19 protein-coding genes are annotated in these 22,242 nt (G+C 64.2%); 14 read left to right on the top strand and 5 right to left on the bottom strand.

Annotated features, from left to right (window positions below):
• Positions 1–608: 608 nt before the first annotated feature.
• A complete protein-coding gene (locus KHO41_RS15970) occupies positions 609–2,006 on the top strand; it encodes an amino acid permease (protein WP_211954254.1) in 1,398 nt (465 codons plus the stop codon).
• Positions 2,007–2,020: 14 nt separating this feature from the next.
• Here the strand turns inward: KHO41_RS15970 and KHO41_RS15965 are convergent, their stop codons facing one another.
• Complete coding sequence (locus tag KHO41_RS15965) at positions 2,021–3,424, bottom strand: aminotransferase-like domain-containing protein (RefSeq protein ID WP_211954253.1); 1,404 nt, start codon at positions 3,422–3,424, stop codon at positions 2,021–2,023.
• 142 nt (positions 3,425–3,566) lie between these two features.
• Between KHO41_RS15965 and KHO41_RS15960 the strand changes: the two genes are divergently transcribed.
• A complete protein-coding gene (locus KHO41_RS15960) occupies positions 3,567–3,908 on the top strand; it encodes a DUF2917 domain-containing protein (protein WP_211954252.1) in 342 nt (113 codons plus the stop codon).
• Between the two features lie 44 nt (positions 3,909–3,952).
• On the opposite strand, the gene KHO41_RS15955 is transcribed toward KHO41_RS15960, so the two are convergent.
• Positions 3,953–4,267, bottom strand: coding sequence for a HigA family addiction module antitoxin (locus KHO41_RS15955; protein ID WP_211954251.1), 315 nt, complete (start codon positions 4,265–4,267; stop codon positions 3,953–3,955).
• 215 nt (positions 4,268–4,482) lie between these two features.
• On the opposite strand from KHO41_RS15955, the gene icmF reads away from it, so the two are divergent.
• The 5 genes from icmF to KHO41_RS15930 all read left to right on the top strand — a co-directional run bounded on the left by icmF (position 4,483) and on the right by KHO41_RS15930 (position 11,132).
• Complete coding sequence (icmF, locus tag KHO41_RS15950; protein ID WP_211954250.1) at positions 4,483–7,764, top strand: fused isobutyryl-CoA mutase/GTPase IcmF; 3,282 nt, start codon at positions 4,483–4,485, stop codon at positions 7,762–7,764.
• Between the two features lie 131 nt (positions 7,765–7,895).
• Entirely contained in the window at positions 7,896–8,333 is a 438-nt protein-coding gene (locus KHO41_RS15945; RefSeq protein WP_211954249.1) for an HIT family protein, read from the top strand.
• A 45-nt stretch (positions 8,334–8,378) separates the two neighbouring features.
• Entirely contained in the window at positions 8,379–9,233 is an 855-nt protein-coding gene (locus KHO41_RS15940; RefSeq protein WP_211954248.1) for a 3-hydroxybutyryl-CoA dehydrogenase, read from the top strand.
• A 264-nt stretch (positions 9,234–9,497) separates the two neighbouring features.
• Entirely contained in the window at positions 9,498–10,541 is a 1,044-nt protein-coding gene (locus KHO41_RS15935; protein ID WP_211954247.1) for a virulence RhuM family protein, read from the top strand.
• 228 nt (positions 10,542–10,769) lie between these two features.
• Positions 10,770–11,132: a hypothetical protein gene (locus KHO41_RS15930; protein WP_211954246.1), complete on the top strand. Its 363-nt coding sequence runs from the start codon at positions 10,770–10,772 to the stop codon at positions 11,130–11,132.
• Positions 11,133–11,361: 229 nt separating this feature from the next.
• Here the strand turns inward: KHO41_RS15930 and KHO41_RS15925 are convergent, their stop codons facing one another.
• The 3 genes from KHO41_RS15925 to KHO41_RS15915 are packed head-to-tail and all read right to left on the bottom strand — an operon-like array spanning position 11,362 to position 13,182.
• On the bottom strand, positions 11,362–12,078 hold the full coding sequence (locus KHO41_RS15925; protein ID WP_211954245.1) for a DUF2459 domain-containing protein: 717 nt from the start codon (positions 12,076–12,078) through the stop codon (positions 11,362–11,364).
• A 2-nt stretch (positions 12,079–12,080) separates the two neighbouring features.
• Positions 12,081–12,509 carry a DUF3293 domain-containing protein gene (locus KHO41_RS15920; RefSeq protein WP_211954244.1) on the bottom strand — a complete coding sequence of 143 codons (429 nt, stop codon included), beginning with the start codon at positions 12,507–12,509 and terminating at the stop codon, positions 12,081–12,083.
• 4 nt (positions 12,510–12,513) lie between these two features.
• Positions 12,514–13,182 (bottom strand): Crp/Fnr family transcriptional regulator, encoded by a 669-nt coding sequence (locus tag KHO41_RS15915; RefSeq protein WP_211954243.1) that lies wholly within the window; start codon positions 13,180–13,182, stop codon positions 12,514–12,516.
• 249 nt (positions 13,183–13,431) lie between these two features.
• Between KHO41_RS15915 and KHO41_RS15910 the strand changes: the two genes are divergently transcribed.
• From KHO41_RS15910 to KHO41_RS15880, 7 genes are all read left to right on the top strand, one after another.
• Positions 13,432–15,390, top strand: coding sequence for an AMP-dependent synthetase/ligase (locus tag KHO41_RS15910; protein WP_211954242.1), 1,959 nt, complete (start codon positions 13,432–13,434; stop codon positions 15,388–15,390).
• A 16-nt stretch (positions 15,391–15,406) separates the two neighbouring features.
• Positions 15,407–16,360: an ABC transporter ATP-binding protein gene (locus KHO41_RS15905; RefSeq protein ID WP_211954241.1), complete on the top strand. Its 954-nt coding sequence runs from the start codon at positions 15,407–15,409 to the stop codon at positions 16,358–16,360.
• An 89-nt stretch (positions 16,361–16,449) separates the two neighbouring features.
• On the top strand, positions 16,450–17,364 hold the full coding sequence (locus KHO41_RS15900) for a branched-chain amino acid ABC transporter permease (protein WP_211954240.1): 915 nt from the start codon (positions 16,450–16,452) through the stop codon (positions 17,362–17,364).
• A 26-nt stretch (positions 17,365–17,390) separates the two neighbouring features.
• Complete coding sequence (locus tag KHO41_RS15895; RefSeq protein ID WP_211954239.1) at positions 17,391–18,467, top strand: branched-chain amino acid ABC transporter permease; 1,077 nt, start codon at positions 17,391–17,393, stop codon at positions 18,465–18,467.
• Positions 18,468–18,552: 85 nt separating this feature from the next.
• The gene (locus KHO41_RS15890) at positions 18,553–19,890 is read left to right on the top strand and encodes an ABC transporter substrate-binding protein (RefSeq protein WP_211954238.1); all 1,338 of its coding nucleotides are present in this window, start codon (positions 18,553–18,555) and stop codon (positions 19,888–19,890) included.
• A gap of 87 nt (positions 19,891–19,977) precedes the next feature.
• Positions 19,978–20,793: an ABC transporter ATP-binding protein gene (locus KHO41_RS15885; protein ID WP_011296455.1), complete on the top strand. Its 816-nt coding sequence runs from the start codon at positions 19,978–19,980 to the stop codon at positions 20,791–20,793.
• A gap of 87 nt (positions 20,794–20,880) precedes the next feature.
• Positions 20,881–22,131, top strand: a complete 1,251-nt coding sequence (locus KHO41_RS15880) for a phenylacetate--CoA ligase family protein (RefSeq protein ID WP_211954237.1) — start codon at positions 20,881–20,883, stop codon at positions 22,129–22,131.
• Positions 22,132–22,242 lie beyond the last annotated feature (111 nt).

The following is a 22,242-nucleotide window of genomic DNA, read 5'->3' as shown; positions in this document are numbered from 1 at the left end:
CCCCTGCTGCGAGCGATATCGTGTGATCGCCTTCGGCTGCGCTGCGCGCAGAGCCCTAGTCTGAGCACGCAGGCCCAGGGCGAACCAGGCCCGGGTGAAGATGCCGCGCTTGCATGCGCGCAGAGAAAGGAAATCTGGACTCGGGCGCCAGCGACGCTGATGAGATCGCACCCAGACGACGACGTGCGCGCAGCGCAGCCGAAGGCGTCCCACCACTGAGGCTATTGAAATGCTGTACCCGAGTCCGTCTTGGGGATCGTCCAAAAGTCGTGCCGCGCCAGGCACAGGTTCTGACTCACATGGCGTAGCAGGGTCGAACGGCTGACCACCATCGCAGGCGTCCAAAGCCGTTTGAATGACTGTCGCCGTGGAATTGATGGCCAGCGGCAACGACGCGCTTTTTGGTTACTTTTTGTCGCTCGGACAAAAAGTGACTCGCCGGCTACGCCGGCGAAACAGCAGCGCCTGCCAAGGGCGACCACCTCCCCCTAACAAGAAGCCCCCGGCGATTAGTGCCTCCCCCCGCCCCCCCACAAGAGTAAACTCCGACCCTTTCCAGAAAGAGCCGAATCCCCTCCACAAGACGGGCATTCGCAGGAGTTGCTCCAATGAGTCTGTTCCGCACCAAGAATATCGACGCCATGCTCGCCGTGGCACACAACGACGGCCTGAAGAAGGTCCTCGGGCCGATGGATCTCGTGATGATGGGCATCGGCGCCATCATCGGCACCGGCATCTTCGTGCTGACCGGGACCGGCGCGCTGACTGCCGGGCCCGCGCTCACCGTGTCGTTCGTGATTGCCGCGATGGCCTGCGGGTTTGCCGCCCTGTGCTATGCCGAGTTCGCATCGGCCATTCCCGTCTCGGGCTCCATCTACACCTACAGCTATGCCACGCTCGGCGAGATCATCGCGTGGATGATCGGTTGGGACCTGTTGCTCGAATACGGGCTCGCTACGTCGGCGGTGTCGGTGGGCTGGTCCGGATACTTCCAGTCGCTAGTGGCAGGCTTCGGCGTGAAGTTGCCGGCGGCGCTGACCGCGGCGCCCGGAGCGGTGCCCGGCGTCGAGACCATGGTGAACCTGCCGGCCGTGCTGATCATGCTGGCGATCACGTGGGTGGTGTCGTATGGCGTGAAGGAATCGGCGCGACTGAACAACGTGATGGTCGCGATCAAGATCAGCGTGGTGGTGCTGTTTATCGCGGTGGGCGTCTGGCACGTGAAGCCGGCCAACTGGCAACCGTTCGCGCCGTTCGGCATGACCGGCGTGTTCAATGCGGCGGCGCTGGTGTTCTTCGCCTTCATCGGCTTCGATGCCGTGACCTCGGCCGCGGAAGAGGTGCGTAATCCGAGCAAGGATCTGCCCATTGGCATCATCGGCTCGCTGGCGGTCTGCACGGTGCTTTACGTCGTGGTGGCCGCGATCATGACGGGCATCGTGCCGTTCGACAAATTCGCGGGTGTGGATCACCCCGTGTCGCTGGCGCTGCAGTACGCGGGCAAGAACTGGGTGGCGGGTTTTGTCGACCTTGGCGCCATTCTCGGCATGACCACGGTGATACTGGTGATGACGTACGGCCAGACCCGCATCATCTTCGCGATGTCGCGTGATGGCCTGCTGCCCGAGCGGCTGTCGTCGGTGCATCCCGTCCACGCCACGCCGTATTTCGCCACGTGGACCGTGGGCATCGTATTTGCCGCGATTGCCGGCTTCGTGCCGCTCAATGTGCTGGCGGAGCTGATCAACATCGGCACGCTGGCTGCGTTCACGCTGATCTCGATTGCCGTGCTGGTGCTGCGCCGCACGCGCCCGGACCTGCCGCGCGCGTTCCGCTGCCCGGGCGTGCCCGTGGTGCCACTGCTGTCGGCCGGTTTCTGCCTGTTCCTGATGGCGCATCTGCAGGCGCTTACGTGGATCGCATTCCTGGTGTGGCTGGTGATCGGGCTGGCGATCTATTTCCTCTACGCGCGGCGCAATGCCGTGCTGCATAACCACGGCGGCTGAACGTCAGTCGCGGCTTACCCTCTTGAGGCGGCCTCGCGCAAGAACGCCACGGCGCGGGGCTCGTTGACGTAGGCGGTGTTGACGCGGATCCACGCCGAGGTCTCGCCGCCAGGCCGGAAGTAATTGCCCGGCGCCAGCGTCACGCCGAACGTCTCGGCCAGCGTGACCAGTTCGCGCGAATCCTCGACGCCCGGCGGGCGGGCCCACAGGAAATTGCCGCCGGCTGGCTCGCAGAATACCTCCCACCCGCAGGACGCAAGCTGGCGCAGCGCGTTGGCCGATGACTCGCGCACGCGCAGGCGCAGCCGCTCCACATATTTGCGATAGCCGCCACGCTCCAGCAGCGCGGCCGTGACGGCTTCGCCGAAGTGTGAGCCAGCCACGCTGGTCAGCACTTTCACATCCACCAGGTCTTTCACCAGCGCCTTGTCGGCGACCACGTAGCCGATGCGCAGCGACGCCGACACGGTCTTGGAAAATCCGCCGATGTAGATCACGTGCTCGAGCTGGTCCAGCGTTGCCAGCCGGTCGGTGAAGTGCGTTTGGAAGTCCGAGAAGATGTCGTCCTCGACAAAGCGGAAGCCATGGCGGCGCGCAAGCTCCAGCAACCGGAACGCGACCGGCGGCGCCAGTGTGGAACCCGTGGGGTTCTGCAGCACGCTGTTGGTGAAGAACAGCTTGGGCTTGTGCTGGCGCAACAGCGCCTCGGTGGCATCGGGATCTGGGCCCGAAGGGGTCTGGGGCACGCCGACGAGTTGCACGCCGTGCAGGCGCAGCAGGCCGAACAGGTTGTAGTAGCCGGGGTCTTCGACGAACACGGTATCGCCGGGCTTGAGCAGATGGCGCACGACTAGATCGAGTGCCTGGCTTGCGCCGGTCGTGATCAGCACCTGCGGCAGTTCCGCCGCGATGCCGAGCTGGCGCACGCGGTGCAGCACCTGCCGGCGCAGCTCCGGGTGGCCCATCGGCGTGGCGTAGTGGATCACGCTGTCGATCTCGTTGCGCGAGACCGCGCGGATCGCCTGCGTCAGTCCCTCCACATCGCGCCAGGTCTCCGGCACAAAGCCGCCTGCGAGCTTGAGCGTGCTGCTCGGGTGGTTGAACTGTTCGAGGATATGGTCGGACAGGTCCTCGGCCAGGCTCGGGTCCGACCAGCCGCGCGCCGAGCGGCTCGCCAGCGGACTATCCGCGACATAGAACCCCGAACCCTGCCGCGAATCGAGCAATCCCTGCGATACAAGGCGGTCATAGGCTTCGATCACCGGGAAGCGGCTGATGCCGTTGTCGGCCGCGAGTTGCCGGATCGACGGCAGCCGCGCGCCGGGACGCGCTTCGCTCGAACTGATCCAGGCCTTCACACCCTGGATGATCTGGTCGGTCAGTGGGATGCCGGTGTTGGCGTCGAGGATCAGCTTCATGGCGGCGTGGTGAACTGTCAGGGAAAACTGCTGAACAGTTCATCGAAAACTGTTCACAACTGTACATGGGATTGTAGGCGCCAATGCGAATAATGGAAGCATGGCGGCGAAGGGTCCCGCCAGGCAGACAAGGAGTGGCGACATGCGTGAACTCAGGGTGTTCGAACTGGAAGAGCCGGGGCAGCCCGTGAGCCTGCGCGCCGGCTATGGGCAAAGCGTGAAGGTGATGGAAGGGCGGGTATGGGTCACGGTGGAAGGCTGCGTGGCCGATTTCTGGCTGCAGCCGGGCGAAGTCTTTGCACTGGCGGAGGGCGAGCGCTTCTGGCTGTCGGGCGAGGGCGGCCCGGCTCGATTCACGCTGGCGGCAACCTCAGCGCCGCTGTCATTGCGGCGGCTGGCCGGCTGGCTGCGGGCGCTGGCGCACCGCTGGGGCGAGTGGAAGACGGATGCGTTTGGCGAGTGTCCGAGGCTGAGTGTGCGGTGATGCCGCTCAACGGTTTGGCGAAGGCTGCCTTCGGCTAGCCTTCGTCACGATGTGGCTTGGGCCACAACCGTTTGCCGGCTGATCTCCGCCAGCTTGGCCGGGCCGATCCTTTCTTTCGCCATTTCGGTGTCGTAGTAGGTCTGAAGGTTCATCCAGCTTTGCGCATCGGTGCCGAAGTAGGCGGCCAGGCGCACCGCTGTGTCCGCCGTGATCGCGCGTTCGCCTTTGACGATCTCGTTGATGCGGCGCGGCGGTACGTCGATGGCTTTTGCCAGAGCATTCCGCGAAATGTGGTGTGGCTCGAGCCACTCCATCTGAAGAATCTTCCCCGGCGTGGCCAGGGGGATTTCACGTGCCATAGACCGCTCTCCTTCATATCTAGGTCGGAATATGCCAGTGTGACCGAGCGCTCTTGCCGCCACAACCGTCCAAAGCTTGTCTGACGTCAAAGTCATATAATCGACTGGCCTTCGCCTCGCGAGGGCCATCCCCGCATGCACGGCCAAGCCGGCAACAGACCGGCGTAACAGGCCAGCAAGCGGCCGCCAGCCCATATCAGCGAGCGGTGGAGACTATGACCGACCTTTCCGATGTGCGAGACGTACGTCGCGACGCGCCCCAGGCCCAGGCGCGCGGCCCCGTCAACAAGGTGCGTTTCGTCACGGCGGCTTCGCTGTTCGACGGCCACGATGCGTCGATCAACATCATGCGGCGCATCCTGCAGTCCCAGGGCTGCGAGGTGGTTCACCTCGGCCACAACCGCTCGGTCGACGAGATCGTCACGGCCGCCCTGCAGGAAGACGCGCAGGGCATTGCCATCTCCAGCTATCAGGGCGGCCACGTCGAGTACTTCAAGTACATGGTCGACCTGCTGCGCGAGAAGGGCGGCGAGCATGTGCAGGTGTTCGGCGGCGGTGGCGGCGTGATCGTGCCGGACGAGATCCGCGAGCTGCAGGCCTATGGCGTCGCACGCATCTTCAGCCCCGAGGACGGCCAGCGCATGGGCCTGGCCGGCATGATTGCCGACATGGTGCAGCGCTGCGATATCGACCTGAGCCGCTACGCGCCGACGACGCTCGATACCGTGAAGGCCGGTGATCGTCGCGCGCTCGCGCAGCTCATCACGGCATTGGAGAACGGCAAGGCGGAGCCGGGACTGGTCGCGGACATGCACGTGCAGGCTGGCAAGGCCACGGTACCCGTGCTCGGCATCACGGGCACAGGCGGCGCGGGCAAGTCGTCACTGACCGATGAACTGATCCGGCGCATCCGACTGGATCAGCGGGACACGCTGCGTATCGCGGTGGTGTCGATCGATCCGTCGCGGCGCAAGTCGGGCGGCGCGCTGCTCGGCGACCGCATCCGCATGAACGCGATTAACCATCCGAACATCTTCATGCGATCGCTGGCGACGCGCGAGGCAGGCAGCGAGATATCGCAGGCGCTGCCTGACGTCATCGCCGCATGCAAAGTTGCCGGGTTTGATCTCGTGATCGTGGAGACCTCCGGCATCGGACAGGGCGACGCAGCCATCGTGCCGCACGTGGACCTGTCGCTCTATGTGATGACGCCCGAGTTCGGCGCCGCGAGCCAGCTCGAGAAGATCGACATGCTCGACTTCGCCGATTTCGTCGCCATCAACAAGTTCGACCGCAAGGGCGCGCAGGATGCGTGGCGCGACGTCGCCAAGCAGGTGCAGCGCAACCGCGAGCAATGGCACGGCAAGCCCGAGGATATGCCCGTGTATGGCACGCAGGCCTCGCGCTTCAATGATGATGGCGTCACCATGCTCTACCAGGGCCTGCGCGCGGCGCTCGCGGGCAAGGGGCTGAAGCTGGAGCCGGGTACGTTGCCAGCGCTGAAGGGCCGCATCTCCACGGGGCAAAACGTGATCGTGCCGCCGCAGCGCAGCCGTTATCTGGCGGAGCTGGCCGATACGGTGCGTGCTTACCATCGTTGCGCAGTGGAACAGAGCCGCATCGCGCGCGAACGTCAGCAACTGCGCGCATCGAGCCGGATGCTGACGGAAGCAAATGGCGAGGGCGCTTCAGCCCTGGACAACCTTGCCGCCGAGCGCGACGCAGCGCTCGGCGCACTCGAACGCAAGCTGCTGGCGATGTGGCCGCAGATGCAGCAGGCCTACAGCGGCGACGACTACGTGGTGAAGATCCGCGACAAGGAACTCCGCACGCGGCTGGTGACCACCACGCTGTCCGGCACCAAAATACGCAAGGTGGTGCTGCCACGCTTCGAGGATGAGGGCGAGATCCTGAAGTGGCTGATGCGCGAGAACGTGCCTGGCAGCTTCCCGTACACGGCTGGCGTGTTCGCATTCAAGCGCGAGAACGAGGATCCGACCCGCATGTTCGCGGGCGAGGGCGATGCGTTCCGCACCAACCGACGATTCAAGCTGGTGTCGGAGGGCATGGACGCCAAGCGGCTGTCCACGGCCTTCGATTCCGTCACGCTGTATGGCGAAGACCCGCATGTGCGTCCCGACATCTACGGCAAGGTCGGCAATTCAGGCGTGTCGATCGCCACGCTTGACGACATGAAGGTGCTGTACGACGGCTTCGACCTGACCAGCCCGAGTACATCGGTGTCGATGACCATCAACGGTCCGGCGCCGACCATCCTGGCGATGTTCATGAACACCGCCATCGACCAGAATCTCGACAAGTTCCGCGCCGACAACGGCCGGGAGCCGACCGACGACGAAGAAGCCAAGATCCGCGCGTGGGTGCTGCAGAACGTGCGCGGCACGGTGCAGGCCGACATCCTCAAGGAAGACCAGGGCCAGAATACGTGCATCTTCTCGACCGAGTTCTCGCTCAAGGTCATGGGCGATATCGCCGAGTATTTCGTGCACCACCAGGTGCGCAACTTCTATTCGGTGTCGATCTCGGGCTATCACATTGCCGAGGCCGGTGCGAATCCGATCTCGCAGCTCGCCTTCACGCTGGCGAACGGCTTCACCTACGTTGAAGCGTACCTCGCGCGCGGCATGCATATTGACGATTTCGCGCCCAACCTGTCGTTCTTCTTCTCGAACGGCATGGACCCGGAATACAGCGTGCTCGGCCGCGTGGCGCGCCGCATCTGGGCGGTCACGATGCGCGACAAGTACGGCGCCAACGAGCGCAGCCAGAAGCTCAAGTACCACATCCAGACCTCCGGCAGATCGCTGCACGCGCAGGAAATCGACTTCAACGATATCCGCACCACGCTGCAGGCGCTGATCGCGATCTACGACAACTGCAATTCGCTCCACACCAATGCGTATGACGAGGCCATCACCACGCCCACGGGCGAGTCGGTGCGCCGCGCGCTGGCGATCCAGCTGATCATCAACCGCGAATGGGGCGTGGCGAAGTGCGAGAACCCGAACCAGGGCAGCTTCCTGATCGAGGAACTGACCGACCTGGTGGAAGAGGCCGTGCTGCAGGAATTCGAACGCATCGCCGAGCGCGGCGGTGTGCTCGGCGCGATGGAGACCGGCTACCAGCGCGGCAAGATCCAGGAGGAGTCGCTGCACTACGAGCAGCTCAAGCATGACGGCACGCTGCCCATCATTGGCGTGAACACGTTCCGCAATCCGGAAGGCGATCCGATTCCGCAGAAGCTCGAACTGGCACGGTCCAGCGAGGCCGAGAAGCAGAGCCAGCTCGACCGCCTGGCTGCGTTCCAGCACGCGCATGCGGCCCAGGCCCCGGCGATGCTGCAGCGGCTGCGTCAGTCCGTGATCGACAACGAGAACGTGTTCGCGGTGCTGATGGACGCGGTGCGCGTGTGCTCTCTTGGGCAGATTACGCACGCGCTTTTCGAGGTTGGAGGCCAGTACCGGCGCAATATGTAGGTCGAACCGGGCTGGAAGCGCGGAAACCGCCTGGAAATCGGGGGGCGGAGGGTGGCTGTCACGTCCATGGCGGCCCTCGTGCGGTAAACTCGGAGGCTCGCCGGATTCCGGAACCACCGCCGCACCCGACCATGAACAGCCAATACGACACGAACAACATTTTCGCGAAGATCCTGCGCGGGGAGATTCCGTGCAACAAGGTCTATGAAGATGCCGAGACCATCGCCTTCATGGACATCATGCCGCAATCGGATGGCCACACGCTGGTAGTGCCCAAGGAGGCCGCGGTCAACCTGTTCGACCTGTCGGAAGCCGGTGCCGAGGCCGCCATCCGCACCACGCAGCGCGTCGCGCGCGCGGTGCGCCAGGCGTTCAATCCGGACGGACTGTCGATTGGCCAGTTCAATGGCGCGGCAGCCGGCCAGACCGTACCGCACATCCATTTCCATATCGTGCCGCGCTATGCCGACCAGACGCTGCGCGGTCACGCGCGCGACATGCAGGACCCGGACCTGCTCAAGAAACACGCAGAGCGCATCATTGCCGCGCTGAGCGAACAGGCAGCCTGAGCTGCCGCGAACACCGAATATATAACCAGCAAAGAGGAAGAAGAGATGGCAATCAGGACAGTAGGCATCGTGGGTGCCGGCACCATGGGCAACGGCATCGCGCAGGCCTGCGCGGTGGTGGGCCTGGACGTGGTGATGGTGGACATCAGCGACGCAGCAGTGCAGAAGGGCATCGCCACGGTCGCCGGCAGCCTGGACCGCCTGATCAAGAAGGACAAGATCAGCGAAGCCGACAAGATGACCGCGCTCTCGCGCATCCACGGCAGCACTGCGTATGACGACCTGAAGAAGGCCGACATCGTGATCGAGGCCGCCACCGAGAACTATGACCTGAAGGTCAAGATCCTCAAGCAGATCGACGGCATCGTCGGCGAGAACGTGATCATCGCGTCGAACACCTCGTCGATCTCGATCACCAAGCTGGCCGCCGTGATTAGCCGCCCCGAGCGCTTCATCGGCATGCACTTCTTCAACCCGGTGCCGGTGATGGCGCTGGTCGAACTGATCCGCGGCCTGCAGACCAGCGACGCGGCCCACGCCGACGTCGAGGCGCTGGCCAAGGAACTGGGCAAGTACCCGATCACCGTCACGAACAGCCCGGGCTTCGTCGTCAACCGCATCCTGTGCCCGATGATCAACGAGGCCTTCTGCGTGCTCGGCGAAGGCCTGGCCTCGCCGGAAGAGATCGACGAAGGCATGAAGCTTGGCTGCAACCACCCGATCGGCCCGCTGGCGCTGGCCGACATGATCGGCCTGGACACCATGCTGGCCGTGATGGAAGTGCTGTACACGGAATTTGCCGATCCGAAGTATCGTCCGGCCATGCTGATGCGCGAGATGGTGGCTGCGGGCTACCTGGGCCGCAAGACTGGCCGTGGCGTGTACGTCTACAGCAAGTAATGGAAGCTTTGACCTGACCGGTCGGCGGCCAGGTCGATGAAGGCCGGCAACTGGACTTCAGTCCGGTGCCGGTCTTTTTTTGTTCCTGCGAGGCGCAACGTGGCCGCCGAATTTCGGGGCCCGGATCATTGCCGGTGCCACGCTGGCGTGCGGCGCAGTGTCGCCACTTGCGATAACAGTTCCGCAAGTGACTTCGGTTACGTTTGAGGCCGATCCGGCCTTTTCCGAACGGCCAAACCACGATTAGCTCAAGGAAGCAGGCGCATGAATGCTGGCGAACTCATCCTCTACACCACCGATGACGGTGTGGCACAGATTCGACTGCGGGCGGTGGACGGCACGGTTTGGCTGACGCAGGCGGAAATGGCGGAGCTTTTCCAGACCACGCCGCAGAACATGACGCTGCACATCAAGGCTGTCTATGCCGAAGGCGAGTTGAAGGCGGAGGCAACTTGTAAGGAAGACTTACAAGTTCGCCTTGAGGGCGGGCGGCAGGTCCAGCGCCAGTTGAAACAATACAACCTGGACGTGATCCTGGCCGTGGGGTACCGGGTTCGCTCCCATCGTGGCACCCAGTTTCGCCGGTGGGCCACCACGCACCTGCGCGAATTCCTGATCAAGGGATTCGTGATGGACGACGAGCGGCTCAAGGAGCCCGGCGGGTGGGACTACTTCGAAGAGCTGACCAAGCGCATCCGGGACATCCGGGCGTCCGAAAAGCGGTTCTATCAAAAGATACGCGACATCTACGCTACAGCCGTGGACTATGACAGCACGACTGAAGCAGCCCAGCGCTTCTTTGCCAAGGTCCAGAACAAGATGCTGTGGGCCGTCACTGGCCATACCGCCGCTGAATTGATTGCAGCGCGCGCAGATGCTGCTCAGGCCAATATGGGGTTGACGAGTTGGAAAGGCCGGCGCGTGCGGCAGGGCGATGTGACGGTTGCCAAGAACTATCTGCAACAGGCGGAAGTGGACACGCTCAATCGCATTGTCGTGATGTATCTGGACTACGCGGAAAACATGGCGGAGCGGCGCAAGGTGATGACCATGCACGAGTGGGCAGAGAGACTGGATGCATTCCTGGAGTTCAATGATCACGACGTGCTGACGAACGCAGGACGGATTTCTGCGGAGGTGGCTGAGCGCTTGGCGGTGGGGCGCTATTCGGAATTCGACAGCAAGCGCCGCGAGGCCGAGCGGTGCGATGCCGATGCTGAGGATGCCCGTGAACTGGAGCGAATGACGCGCCAGCTTGAAAGCAACGGAGCGGCAAAGGGAAAGGGCGCAACCGAAAGTGAAACTTGATCGCTGTGCTCGTCCGATCACCGCGTGTTGTTGCCCGACAACACGGAATGTGAAGTGAACGTTGGCCGCCTTTCAGGCGGCCGGTTTTTTTTTGACGTGAATTCGGGCGTTGGCGGCGCGCCGCGAAAGCCGCTTACACGGATACACATGCGGAAACAATTCCCCGTCACCCGTTACGCGACTCGCGCGTTAGAGTGAATCATGGATGCAATACAAAAGAGGAATCCGATGATCCGCCCCCTGCTTGCCACCCTGACGCTCGGCGCGCTGTCGCTGGCAGCCAGCCCGGCAATGGCACACGTCGATGTCGGTGTGAGTATCGGCGTGCCGGCGCCCGTGTATGTCGCCCCCGCACCTGTCTACGCGCCGCCCCCGCAACCGGTCTATGTAGCGCCGCCGCCACCCGTCGTTTATGGCCCGCCGCCCGTCGTATATGGTCCGCCGCCTGCGGCCTATGGCCCGGCCCCCGTGGTGGTCGCGCCGGCCCTCGTCATCGGCTGGCATGGCGACCGCTACTGGGACGGCCGCCGCTGGTGGGGACGCGATCAATACTACGGCCATCGCCACCATCGCGACCACGATCGCTGGTGATCGCTGGTCATTGCCCTCCGGGGGCAGGGTCCGATTTCGTCTATAACTGAAGTCGCCCCTGCTCATCACCGGAGACGGCAATGCAAAGAACCTGTCTGGCAGTCCTGCTCCTGGCCCTGTCGCTCACCGGTTGTATTTCCGTCAGTAGCAGCGATCCGAATCCTCCTGCCAACAATGCTGCGGCGAGGCCGTCGTCCGGAACCACAGTCACGTGTACGCAGTTGCCGTGTTATTGAGCGCTGGCAGGAGTTGACGGGCGGGAGAGCGGCGAAACCCGGACCAACCCGTCCTCCCGCTGTTCCGACCCAATCCGCCTGACCTGCATCATGACGTCGTCCGCGAACACCGCGATCGGTGCGAGCGGCAGCCCGGCATGGCGCAGCGCGTCGGCCGTCCACGTATTGCACGTATAGAGCAGGCTGTAGGCGGCCGTCGCTGACAGGTAGGCGCCGCCTTCGTAGGGCCCGGCGCCAAGCGGTATGGCGCCGCCGTCCGCATTCCTTTCCACGGCGTTGCGCAGGTAGGTCTGCAGTCCTTCAAGCCCGGCATCGCCGACGGCCAGGCCGACCACATTCTCCGCCCCGAACGCATCGGCCGGCGGCGCGCGCAGCGCGGTCATCAGCACTACGCCGCGCCCTGGCACCAGCGCCAGCAGCATGGTGCCGATCCCATGATTGCGCCGGACCACATACGAGCGGTCGCCGAATCCGAAGCACAGATAGCGCACGTCCTCGAACCCGCTGGCGAGGCTGCGCACGCCGGCGCCTGCATCCTCGCTGCGCAGGCAGACGTCGGTGTGCCAGTCGCGCGCGACCACGTCGATCGTGGCGGCAACCGGGATGGCTGGCGTGGTGGACGGTGCAGGCGGCAGCGGCGCGCATGCGGCAGACGCCAAAGCGGCCGCGCTGGTCAGCAGGCGAATGGCACGGGCAAAGGCGCGGCGCACGATCAGCGCAGCAGGATCAGGCGCGGTACGGCGTCGGCGCCGCTCCAGACGATGGCGTTCTGGCCGTACTTTGCGCCAAGCATGCGGACGGCTTCAAGCGAGATGCCCGGCACAAGGAAGCTCGGCTCCCCCGGCCAGCCATTGTCCGGATGCTGGCCGACGCCCGGGATGGCGGTAAAGCCGAGCTGCACGAGTTCATCGGCCAGCGCTTGTTGGCGTGCGTCGTTAAGCGAGGGATCGCAAGGCTGGCTGAGCGGATTGGCCGCCGTGATGAACGCGCTCGATGCCACGTGCAGGCGTTCGTGCAATGCAGCCAGCGGTGCGTTCGGTTCGTCGATCTTCAGTGTCAGCGGCGCGTCGCCATGCACGCGGTATTCGGTCTCGCGATAAGCCCGCAGCGTGGCATCGTCGATCGCGGAGCGCGCTGGCATCGCGTCACTCGCCGTACTGGCGCAGCCCTTCGAGATCGAGCACTTCGATCACGCCATAGTCCACGCGCACCAGGCCCTGCTGTTCGAGCACCTTGAGCGCCTGGTTCGCGCGCTGGCGCGAAATGCCGGCGAGCAGGCCGATCTCTTCCTGCGAGATTTCCAGTGTTTTGCCGATGCCTGGATAGAGATGCTCATTGAACAGCGACGACACCGCGCGCGCCACGCGGGAATCGATGTCGAGCAGGCGTTCATATTCGACCGCGGCGATGAACTGGCCAAGGCGCTCGTTGAACTGCGTGAGCAGGAAACGCGTGAATGGCAGGCTGGTATCCAGCAACCACTGAAAAACCTCGCGCGGCAGGAAGGCGATGGTCGAGCGGCGCAATGCCATCACGTCGTACTTGCGGATCTCCGACTTGAGCACCGCGCCCTCGCCGAACCAGCCGCCGGTCGGCACGCCGGTGAACGTGACCGACTTGCCGGATGGCGACACGGTAGTGATCTTGACGATGCCTTCGAGCACGCCCATCCAGTGCTCGGCCATTTCACCCTTATGACAGACGTAGTCGCCCTGCGTGTACTCGCGCACGAACATCGCGCGGCGCACGACGTCACGCTGCTCCGGACTGAGGTCAGCGGCCCATACGCAACGGTCGACGAAATCGTTCAGCATGGCGAAAAAATCATTGTGTAGGGATTAACCCGGAATTGTCACCGGCGTGACAACCGGGGGGGAAGGCATCGGCTATCTTACGTTCACCACGGAGCCGGCAAGTGCCACAAGGCAAGACAACAAACAGGGCACGACGGGCTTGATGCGCCGCGGCATGACTGCCGCCAGGCAAAACAGGCCAAGTATAACGACCGGACCGGCGCTTGACACCGCGAGTGGATCCCCACCGCGGAGGGACAGGAGACAGCGATGCAGGAATCGTCGGCGACGACCTTCCCGCGATTGCTGCTGGAGCACGCCCGGCAGCGGCCGGCGCATCCGGCGTATCGCGAAAAGGATCTCGGCATCTGGCAAACATACAGCTGGTCACAGGCGGCGCAGGAGGTCAGGGCGCTGGCCTGCGGGCTCGCGGCACTGGGATTCACGCGCGGCATGAACCTGGCAGTGGTGGGCGACAACCGCCCGCGCCTGTACTGGGCCATGACTGCCGCGCAGGCCCTGGGCGGCGTGCCGGTGCCGCTGTACCAGGACGCCATTGCCAATGAAATGGTCTATGTGCTCAACGATGCGGAGATCGACTTCGCGATCGTCGAGGACCAGGAGCAGGTGGACAAGCTGCTGGAAGTCGAAGAGCAGCTTGCCGCGTCCGGCCGCAGCGTGCGGCACGTGATCTACGAAGATCCGCGCGGCCTGCGCGACTACGATCATCCGTCGCTGATGTCGTACGAGCGGCTGCAGGAAATCGGCCGCGAGTTCGACCAGGCGCATCCCGGCTTCTATGACGAGGCGATTGCCGCGGGCTCGTCCGAAGACACAGCCATCATCCTCTACACGTCCGGCACCACCGGCAAGCCCAAGGGCGTGTGCCACGCGCATCGTGGCCTGATCGGCTCGGCGCAGAACGGCTGCGGCTTCGATGGACTGACGGAGAAGGACGACGTGCTGTCGTACCTGCCGATGGCGTGGGTCGGCGACAACCTGTTCTCGTACGCGCAGGCCATGGTGGCCGGCTTCACGGTGAACTGCCCCGAATCGCGCGAGACTGTAATGACGGACCTGCGCGAGATCGGCCCGACCTATTACTTCGCACCGCCGCGCATCTATGAAGGCCTGCTCACGCAGGTGATGATCCGCATGGAAGACGCGGGCTGGATCAAGCGCAAGCTGTTCCACTGGGCCATGGACGTCGCAAGGCGCTGCGGCGCCGACATCCTCGACGGCAAGCACGTGGGGCTGGCCGACCGCATGCGCTATGCCGCAGGCGAGTTCCTGGTCTACGGCCCGCTGCGCAACGTACTCGGCATGAGCCGCATCCGCGTGGGCTATACCGCGGGCGAGGCGATCGGCCCGGACCTGTTCCGCTTCTATCGTTCGATCGGCGTGAACCTCAAGCAGTTCTATGGCCAGACCGAAACCTGCGCCTATGTCTGTCTGCAGCCCGACGGACAGGTGAAGTTCGATTCCGTGGGGCCCGCTGCACCGGGCATGGAAATCCGCATCGCCGACAACGGCGAAGTGCTCGTGCGTGGCGTGGGCCTGCTCAAGTCCTACTACAAGCGCGACGACGCCACGCGCGAGGCCATCAACGACGAGGGCTATTTCATGACCGGCGATGCCGGCGTGATCGATGCCGACGGCCACCTCAAGATCATCGACCGCGCCAAGGACGTGGGCAAGCTTGCCGATGGCTCGATGTTCGCCCCCAAGTACATCGAAAACAAGCTCAAGTTCTTCCCGTACATCAAGGAAGCGGTGGCCTTCGGCACCGACCGCGACACGGTCTGCGCGTTCATCAATATCGACTTCGACGCGGTGGGCAACTGGGCCGAGCGCCGCCACCTGCCGTATGCCGGCTACGTGGACCTCGCGGGCCAGCCCGACGTGATCGCGATGATCGGCGAATGCGTCGAGCAGGTGAATGCCGACCTCGTCAACGACGGCATGCTGGCCGGCTCGCAGGTCGCGCGCTTCCTGATCCTGCACAAGGAACTCGATCCGGACGATGACGAGCTGACGCGCACGCGCAAGGTGCGGCGCGGCTTTATCGCCGAGAAGTATGCGGTGCTGGTCGATGCGCTGTATGCGGGCAAGACCGAGCAGTTCATCGAGACGCGCGTCAAGTTCGAGGACGGGCGCGAGGGCAGCGTGTCGGCCACGCTGAAGCTGATGGATGCCAAACGCCTGCCGCCGGCGGCACGTGCGGCATGAGCAGGGGAGCGAAAGCATGACGCAAGTGGCCTGGCAAGGAACGGACCGCATGCCCGCGGCGCGTACTGACGCGAGCGGTGCAATGCCTGGTGGCGGCACCATTGCGCCGGTTGGTCCGATGGCGCCCGATACGCTGGCCGATACTGGCCTGCAGACCGGCACGCGGCATTCGCAGCAGACGCATGAGCACGCGCGCACCGGCGGCGAGGTGATCCTCGACCTGCAGAACATCTCGCTGTCGTTCGGCGGCGTGAAGGCGCTGACCGATATCTCGTTCAATGTGTGCGAGCACGAGATCCGCGCGATCATCGGACCCAACGGTGCGGGCAAGAGCTCGATGCTGAACGTGATCAACGGCGTGTATCACCCGCAGCAGGGACGCATCGTGTTCCGTGGCGAGGAACGCCGCCAGATGCACCCGACTGCCGCTGCGCGCCAGGGCATCGCGCGCACGTTCCAGAACATCGCGCTGTTCAAGGGCATGACCGTGCTCGACAACATCATGACCGGTCGCAACACGCAGTTCCGCACGAGCTTCCTCGCCCATGCGCTGTGGTGGGGCCCGGCGCGCAACGAGGAAGTGCGGCACCGCCAGAAGGTGGAGGAGGTGATCGACTTCCTGGAGATCCAGTCGATCCGCAAGACGCCGGTCGGACGCCTGCCGTACGGCCTGCAGAAGCGCGTGGAACTGGCGCGCGCACTCGCGGCCGAGCCCTCGATGCTGCTGCTCGACGAACCGATGGCCGGCATGAACGTGGAAGAGAAGCAGGACATGTGCCGCTTCATCCTCGACGTGAACCGGCAGTTCGGCACCACCATCGTGCTGATCGAGCACGACATGGGCGTGGTGATGGATATCTCGGACCGCGTGGTGGTGCTCGATTACGGCAAGAAGATCGGTGACGGGACGCCGGAAGAGGTGAAGGCGAATCCGGATGTGATCAAGGCCTACCTCGGTACGTCGCACTGATTGTTTGCTCCCCCTCTCCCGCGCGCGGGAGAGGGGAGCCAGGCGGCGGTAAAGGTTGGACCTTATACGGAAGCAAGCAAAGGCAAACCATGACGTTCTTCATTGAAATCCTGCTCGGCGGCTTGCTGTCGGGCCTGATGTACTCGCTGGTGGCGCTGGGCTTCGTGCTGATCTACAAGGCCTCGGGCGTATTCAACTTCGCGCAGGGCGCGATGGTGTACTTCGCCGCGCTGGCCGTGGTGGGCCTGATGGACAAGGGCTTGCCGATGTGGGCCGCCGTGATCGGCGCCTTCGTGGTGATGATCCTCGTCGGCATGAGCACCGAGCGCTTCGTGCTGCGCAAGCTGGTCAACCAGCCGCCGATCACGCTGTTCATGGCGACCATCGGCCTGTCGTTCTTCCTGGAAGGACTGGGACCGCTGCTGTTCGGCAACGAAGTGCGCCCGATCAACCTTGGCATCGTCGACGAGCCGATCGAAGCGATCCTCACGCGCTTCAATATTGTCCTCTCCAAGTTCGACATCGCCGCCGCCGCGATTGCCGGCGTGCTGGTCGGTTCGCTCGCGCTGTTCTTCCAGTACACCAAGGTGGGCCGCGCGCTGCGCGCTGTCGCCGACGACCACCAGGCCGCGCTGTCGCTGGGCATTCCGCTGCAGCACATCTGGGCGATCGTGTGGGGCGTGGCGGGCTTTGTCGCGCTGGTGGCCGGCATGCTGTGGGGCTCGCGCAATGGCGTGCAGTTCGCGCTGACGCTGACCGCGCTGAAGGCACTGCCGGTGCTGATCCTTGGCGGCTTCACTTCGGTGCCGGGCGCCATCGTTGGCGGGCTGATCATCGGCGCGTCGGAGAAGCTTGCCGAGATCTACATCCCGCCGGTGTTCCAGTCGGCGTTCGGCGGCAACTTCGGCGGCATCGAAGGCTGGTTCCCGTATGTGTTCGCGCTGCTGTTCCTGCTGGTCCGTCCGGAAGGGCTGTTCGGCGAGAAGCACATCGACCGCGTTTGAACTGACTACGCTCCAGGAGACTTTCCATGTTCTATCGTGAAGCCGGCCAGTTCAAGACGAGCTACGTCGCGGACAGCCAGATCTTCCCCATCCGCCAGGACCGCATCGGGTTTGCGGTGCTGATGGCGGTGGCCTTCGGCGTGATTCCGTTCGTTGGCTCCGAATACTGGTTCTCGGCCATCCTGATCCCGTTCCTGATCTTCTCGCTCGCGGCGCTCGGACTGAACATCCTCACGGGCTACGCTGGCCAACTATCGCTTGGTACGGCCGCTTTCATGGCGGTGGGCGCCTACGCCGCGTACAACTTCCAGCTTCGCATCGAGGGGATGCCGGTGCTGCTCACCTTTATCCTCGCCGGCCTGTCGGCGGCGGTGGTGGGCGTGGCCTTCGGCTTGCCGTCGCTGCGCATCAAGGGCTTTTATCTCGCGGTCGCCACGCTCGCCGCGCAGTTCTTCGTAGTGTGGGCGCTGACCAAGTTCCCCTGGTTCTCCAACAACAGCTCCTCGGGCGTGATCACGGCGCAACGACTGGACCTGTTCGGCATCGCCATCGACACGCCGGTAAAGAAGTACCTGTTCGTGCTGGCCCTCGTCACCGTACTGGCATTCATCGCCAAGAACCTGGTGCGCTCGGCCACGGGCCGTGCATGGATGTCGGTGCGCGATATGGACGTGGCAGCGGAAGTCATCGGCATTCCGCTGATGCGCACCAAGCTGCTGGCCTTTGCCGTGAGCTCTTTCTACTGCGGCGTGGCCGGAGCGTTGTACGCGTTCTGCTACCTCGGCTCGGTCGAGCCGGACGGCTTCTCGCTGGACCTGTCGTTCCGCGTGCTGTTCATGATCATCATCGGCGGCGTTGGCAGCATCCTGGGCTCGTTCCTGGGCGCGGCGTTCATCCTGCTGCTGCCGATCTTCCTGGACAACGTGCTGCCGCCGCTCGCATCGCTGCTGCACCTGCCGTTCACGAATGCGACGGTGTCGCATATCCAGCTCATGGTGTTCGGCGGGCTGATCATCTTCTTCCTGATCGTCGAGCCGCATGGCCTCGCGCGGCTGTGGCAGATCGCCAAGGAGAAGCTGAGGCTGTGGCCGTTCCCGCACTAGCCGCATCGCTGATTTTCAGACGTAGCGTTCGATTCAAAACGGGTACCCCATAACAAACGCACCTGCCAAGGTGAAGGAGACTGTCATGACAACCCTGATTCGCAATGTGCAGCGTGCCGTGCTGGCCGTGAGCGCCGCGGCCGCACTGATGGCGCCGGCGGCATCCGCACTGGCGCAGGCCAACGAGCAGTTCGTGGCATTGCCGAGCTACCGCGTGGGCCCGTATGGCGCCAACGGGCAGTCCTGGTATGGCGGCTTCGTCGACTACCTGAACTACGTCAACCTCAAGGACGGTGGCGTCAACGGCGTCAAGCTGAGCTGGGAAGAGTGCGAGACCGAATACAACAACGCCAAGGGTGTGGAGTGCTATGAACGCCTGAAGGCGAAGAACGCCACCACCAAGGGCACCGCCTATCACTCGATGTCGACGGGCATCTCGTATGCGCTGGTCGACAAGACCGCCGCCGACAAGGTGCCGCTGGTAATGATGGGTTACGGCCGCACCGATGCGGTGGATGGCTCGGTGTTCCCCTATGCCTTCCCGCTCGTGACGACCTACCAGATGCAGGTGTCGGCCATCGTGAAATACCTGGCGACCAAGAATGGCGGCTCGCTCGCCGGCAAGAAGATCGTCTACCTGTACCACGACTCGGCCTATGGCAAGGAGCCGATCGTCGCGCTGCAGGCCGAGGCCAAGCTCGGCAAGTTCAACCTGGTCGAGATTCCGGTGGCGCACCCGGGCAACGAGCAGGGCGCGCAGTGGCTGAAGATCCGCCAGGAGAACCCGGACTACGTGATTTTCTGGGGCTGGGGCGTGATGAACCAGACCGCGCTGAAGGCCGCGCAGAAGGTGGGCTTCTCGCGTGACAAGATGATTGGCTCGTGGTGGGCGGGTTCGGAAGAAGACACCGTGCCAGCCGGCGAAGCCGCCAAAGGCTATATGAGCGCCACCTGGAACGTGGCGGGCCGCAGCGTTCCGCTGATCGCCGACATCGACAAGGTGGTGTACGGCGCGGGCAAGGGCAATATGCAGGACAAGAACAAGGTTGGTTCGGTGCTCTACAACCGTGGTGTTTCCGCGGCTGTGGTGACCGTGGAGGCGGTGCGTGTGGCACAGGAGAAGTTCGGCAAGGGCAAGCCGATGACCGGCGAGCAGATGCGCTGGGCGTTCGAGAACCTGAACCTGACCAACGCGCGCCTGCAGCAGCTTGGCGCGACCGGCCTGCTGCCGGAGATCAAGACGAGCTGTGACAACCACGAGGGCTCGGGCAAGGTGAAGATCCAGCAGTGGGATGGCACCAAGTGGGTCGTGGTGTCCGACTGGATCGAAGGCAACAAGAACCTGATCCACCCGCTGTTCAAGGCAACCGCCGCGCAGTACGCGAAGGAGAAGGGAATCACGCCGGGGTGCATGAAGTCGTGATTGCCGCGGCAGTGAACGCTGCCAGTTGTGTGCTCTCCGCTCGTGCGTGCACGGGCGGAGAGGCCCCAGACATTTGAGAGCCGTACCATGACCCTCCTCTCCGTCAACAATATCGAAGTCATCTACGATCACGTGATCCTGGTGCTCAAGGGCGTATCGCTCGAAGTGCCGGAGGGCAAGATCGTCGCGCTGCTGGGCGCCAACGGTGCGGGCAAGACCACCACGCTCAAGGCCATCTCCAACCTGCTGCATGCGGAGCGCGGTGACGTCACCAAGGGCTCGGTCGAATACCGCGGCGACCGCGTCGACCAGCTCACGCCCAACGACCTGGTCCGGCGTGGCGTGATCCAGGTGATGGAGGGCCGCCACTGCTTCGCCCACCTCACCATCGAAGAGAACCTGCTGACCGGCGCCTATACGCGCGGCCTGTCGCGCGGCGAGACGCGCGACGAGCTGGAGAAGATCTACGCCTATTTCCCGCGCCTGAAGACACGCCGCAAGTCGCAGGCGGGCTATACCTCTGGCGGCGAGCAGCAGATGTGCGCGATCGGCCGGGCCATGATGGCCAAGCCTGCGATGATTCTGCTCGACGAGCCGTCGATGGGCCTCGCGCCGCAGATCGTCGAGGAGATCTTCGAGATCGTGCGCGACCTGAACACGCGCGAGAAGGTCAGCTTCCTGCTGGCCGAGCAGAACACGATGGTGGCACTGCGCTATGCCGACTACGGCTACATCCTCGAGAACGGCCGCGTGGTGATGGACGGCGACGCCGAGTCGCTGCGCACCAATGAAGACGTCAAGGAGTTCTACCTTGGCGTGGCCGCCAACGACGCGGAGGGTGGGGAGAGGAAGTCGTTCCGCGATGTGAAGAGCTATCGCCGGAGAAAGCGCTGGCTGGCGTAACGTAATCCAACTGTTTTCCCTCTCCCCTCAGCGGGAGAGGGGAGCACCTTCCGCCGAATTCACCGAACCTATTCGTCGTATCCCACCATGCCTGAATACTTCGATTCGCTCGAAACCCGTGCGCCGGAAGTCCGCGAGCAGGCGCTGCTGGCTGCACTGTCCCGGCAGGTTGCCCATGCGCGTGCGCATGCGCCGTACTTCGCGGAAGTGCTGCGCGATGTCGATCCCGCCATGCTGACCACGCGCGAAGCGCTGGCCGCGCTGCCGGTAACACGCAAGTCGGACCTGACCGCGCGGCAAAAGGCCATGCCACCGCTTGGCGGCCTCAATGCCACGCCGATCGGCGGCCTGCGCCACATCTTCCAGTCGCCGGGCCCGATCCACGAGCCCGACGGTCACGACGCCGACTGGTGGCGTATCGCGCGCGCCATGTTCGCAGCAGGATTCCGCTCGGGCGAGCTGGTCTACAACACCTTCTCCTATCACTTCACGCCGGCCGGCATGATGATGGAGACGGGCGCGCACCGGCTCGGCTGCTGCGTGTTCCCGGCAGGTGTCGGGCAAACCGAGTCACAGGTGCAGGCGCTGGCCAGCCTGCAGCCGTCCGCCTACGCGGGCACGCCGTCGTTCCTCAAGCTGCTGCTGGAGCGTGGCGTGGAAATGGGCATGCCATGCCACAGCCTGTCCAAGGCGCTGGTCTCTGGCGAGGCATTGCCGCCATCGCTGCGCGGCTGGTTCCAGGAGCGCGGCATCCGGGTGCAGCAGATGTATGGCTCGGCCGATCTCGGACTCATCGCTTACGAAACGGACGGCGGCGATGGTTGGGTCGTCGATGAAAACGTGCTCGTCGAGATCGTCGAACCGGGCGGCACGCGGCCGATGCCTGAAGGCGAGACCGGCGAGGTCGTGGTGACCGTGCTCGGCAATGGCGACTATCCGTTGATCCGCTTCGGTACTGGCGACCTGTCGGCAATCGTCGCCGATTCCTCGCATCGCGCAAGCCCATGTGGACGTACCAATATCCGCCTCAAGGGCTGGCTCGGGCGCGCCGACCAGACCACCAAGGTCAAGGGCATGTTCGTGCATCCGGGGCAAGTGGCCGACGTGCTGCGCCGCCATCCGGAAATCCGCGCCGCGCGGCTGGTCGTGACCGGCACCATGGGCGCCGACGTGATGACGCTGCATTGCGACGCCACGCGCGACGACGACGGGCTGAAGCAGGCGGTGGCGGAGTCGTTGCGGGAAGTGATGCGCCTGCGCGGCGAGGTAGCGTTCGTGCCATCGGGTTCCTTGCCGCAGGACGGCAAGGTGATCGAGGACGCGCGTCGCTACGACTGACGCCGCCGTCTCAGCGCCCCCCCTGTGTGCTCCCCTCGCCCGCTTGCGGGAGAGGGGCTGGGGGAGAGGGCCGGCGCGTGCAATCGCGACAAGCCATCCGCTCTGACGCAG

The sequence above is a fragment of the Cupriavidus numazuensis genome, assembly GCF_905397435.1.
Taxonomy (GTDB): Bacteria; Pseudomonadota; Gammaproteobacteria; order Burkholderiales; family Burkholderiaceae; genus Cupriavidus; species Cupriavidus numazuensis.
This window is presented reverse-complemented; position numbering and strand designations above follow the sequence as displayed.

Bases quoted from the DNA above. Each gene is read 5' to 3' on its own strand.
- KHO41_RS15970 (WP_211954254.1), top strand. From the start codon at position 609: ATGAGTCTGTTCCGCACCAAGAATATCGACGCCATGCTCGCCGTGGCA.
- KHO41_RS15930 (WP_211954246.1), top strand. From the start codon at position 10,770: ATGATCCGCCCCCTGCTTGCCACCCTGACGCTCGGCGCGCTGTCGCTG.
- KHO41_RS15960 (WP_211954252.1), top strand. From the start codon at position 3,567: ATGCGTGAACTCAGGGTGTTCGAACTGGAAGAGCCGGGGCAGCCCGTG.
- KHO41_RS15955 (WP_211954251.1), bottom strand. From the start codon at position 4,267: ATGGCACGTGAAATCCCCCTGGCCACGCCGGGGAAGATTCTTCAGATG.
- KHO41_RS15935 (WP_211954247.1), top strand. From the start codon at position 9,498: ATGAATGCTGGCGAACTCATCCTCTACACCACCGATGACGGTGTGGCA.
- KHO41_RS15905 (WP_211954241.1), top strand. From the start codon at position 15,407: ATGACGCAAGTGGCCTGGCAAGGAACGGACCGCATGCCCGCGGCGCGT.
- KHO41_RS15900 (WP_211954240.1), top strand. From the start codon at position 16,450: ATGACGTTCTTCATTGAAATCCTGCTCGGCGGCTTGCTGTCGGGCCTG.
- KHO41_RS15890 (WP_211954238.1), top strand. From the start codon at position 18,553: ATGACAACCCTGATTCGCAATGTGCAGCGTGCCGTGCTGGCCGTGAGC.
- KHO41_RS15910 (WP_211954242.1), top strand. From the start codon at position 13,432: ATGCAGGAATCGTCGGCGACGACCTTCCCGCGATTGCTGCTGGAGCAC.
- KHO41_RS15915 (WP_211954243.1), bottom strand. From the start codon at position 13,182: ATGCTGAACGATTTCGTCGACCGTTGCGTATGGGCCGCTGACCTCAGT.
- KHO41_RS15965 (WP_211954253.1), bottom strand. From the start codon at position 3,424: ATGAAGCTGATCCTCGACGCCAACACCGGCATCCCACTGACCGACCAG.
- KHO41_RS15885 (WP_011296455.1), top strand. From the start codon at position 19,978: ATGACCCTCCTCTCCGTCAACAATATCGAAGTCATCTACGATCACGTG.
- KHO41_RS15920 (WP_211954244.1), bottom strand. From the start codon at position 12,509: ATGCCAGCGCGCTCCGCGATCGACGATGCCACGCTGCGGGCTTATCGC.
- KHO41_RS15940 (WP_211954248.1), top strand. From the start codon at position 8,379: ATGGCAATCAGGACAGTAGGCATCGTGGGTGCCGGCACCATGGGCAAC.
- KHO41_RS15895 (WP_211954239.1), top strand. From the start codon at position 17,391: ATGTTCTATCGTGAAGCCGGCCAGTTCAAGACGAGCTACGTCGCGGAC.
- icmF (WP_211954250.1), top strand. From the start codon at position 4,483: ATGACCGACCTTTCCGATGTGCGAGACGTACGTCGCGACGCGCCCCAG.
- KHO41_RS15880 (WP_211954237.1), top strand. From the start codon at position 20,881: ATGCCTGAATACTTCGATTCGCTCGAAACCCGTGCGCCGGAAGTCCGC.
- KHO41_RS15945 (WP_211954249.1), top strand. From the start codon at position 7,896: ATGAACAGCCAATACGACACGAACAACATTTTCGCGAAGATCCTGCGC.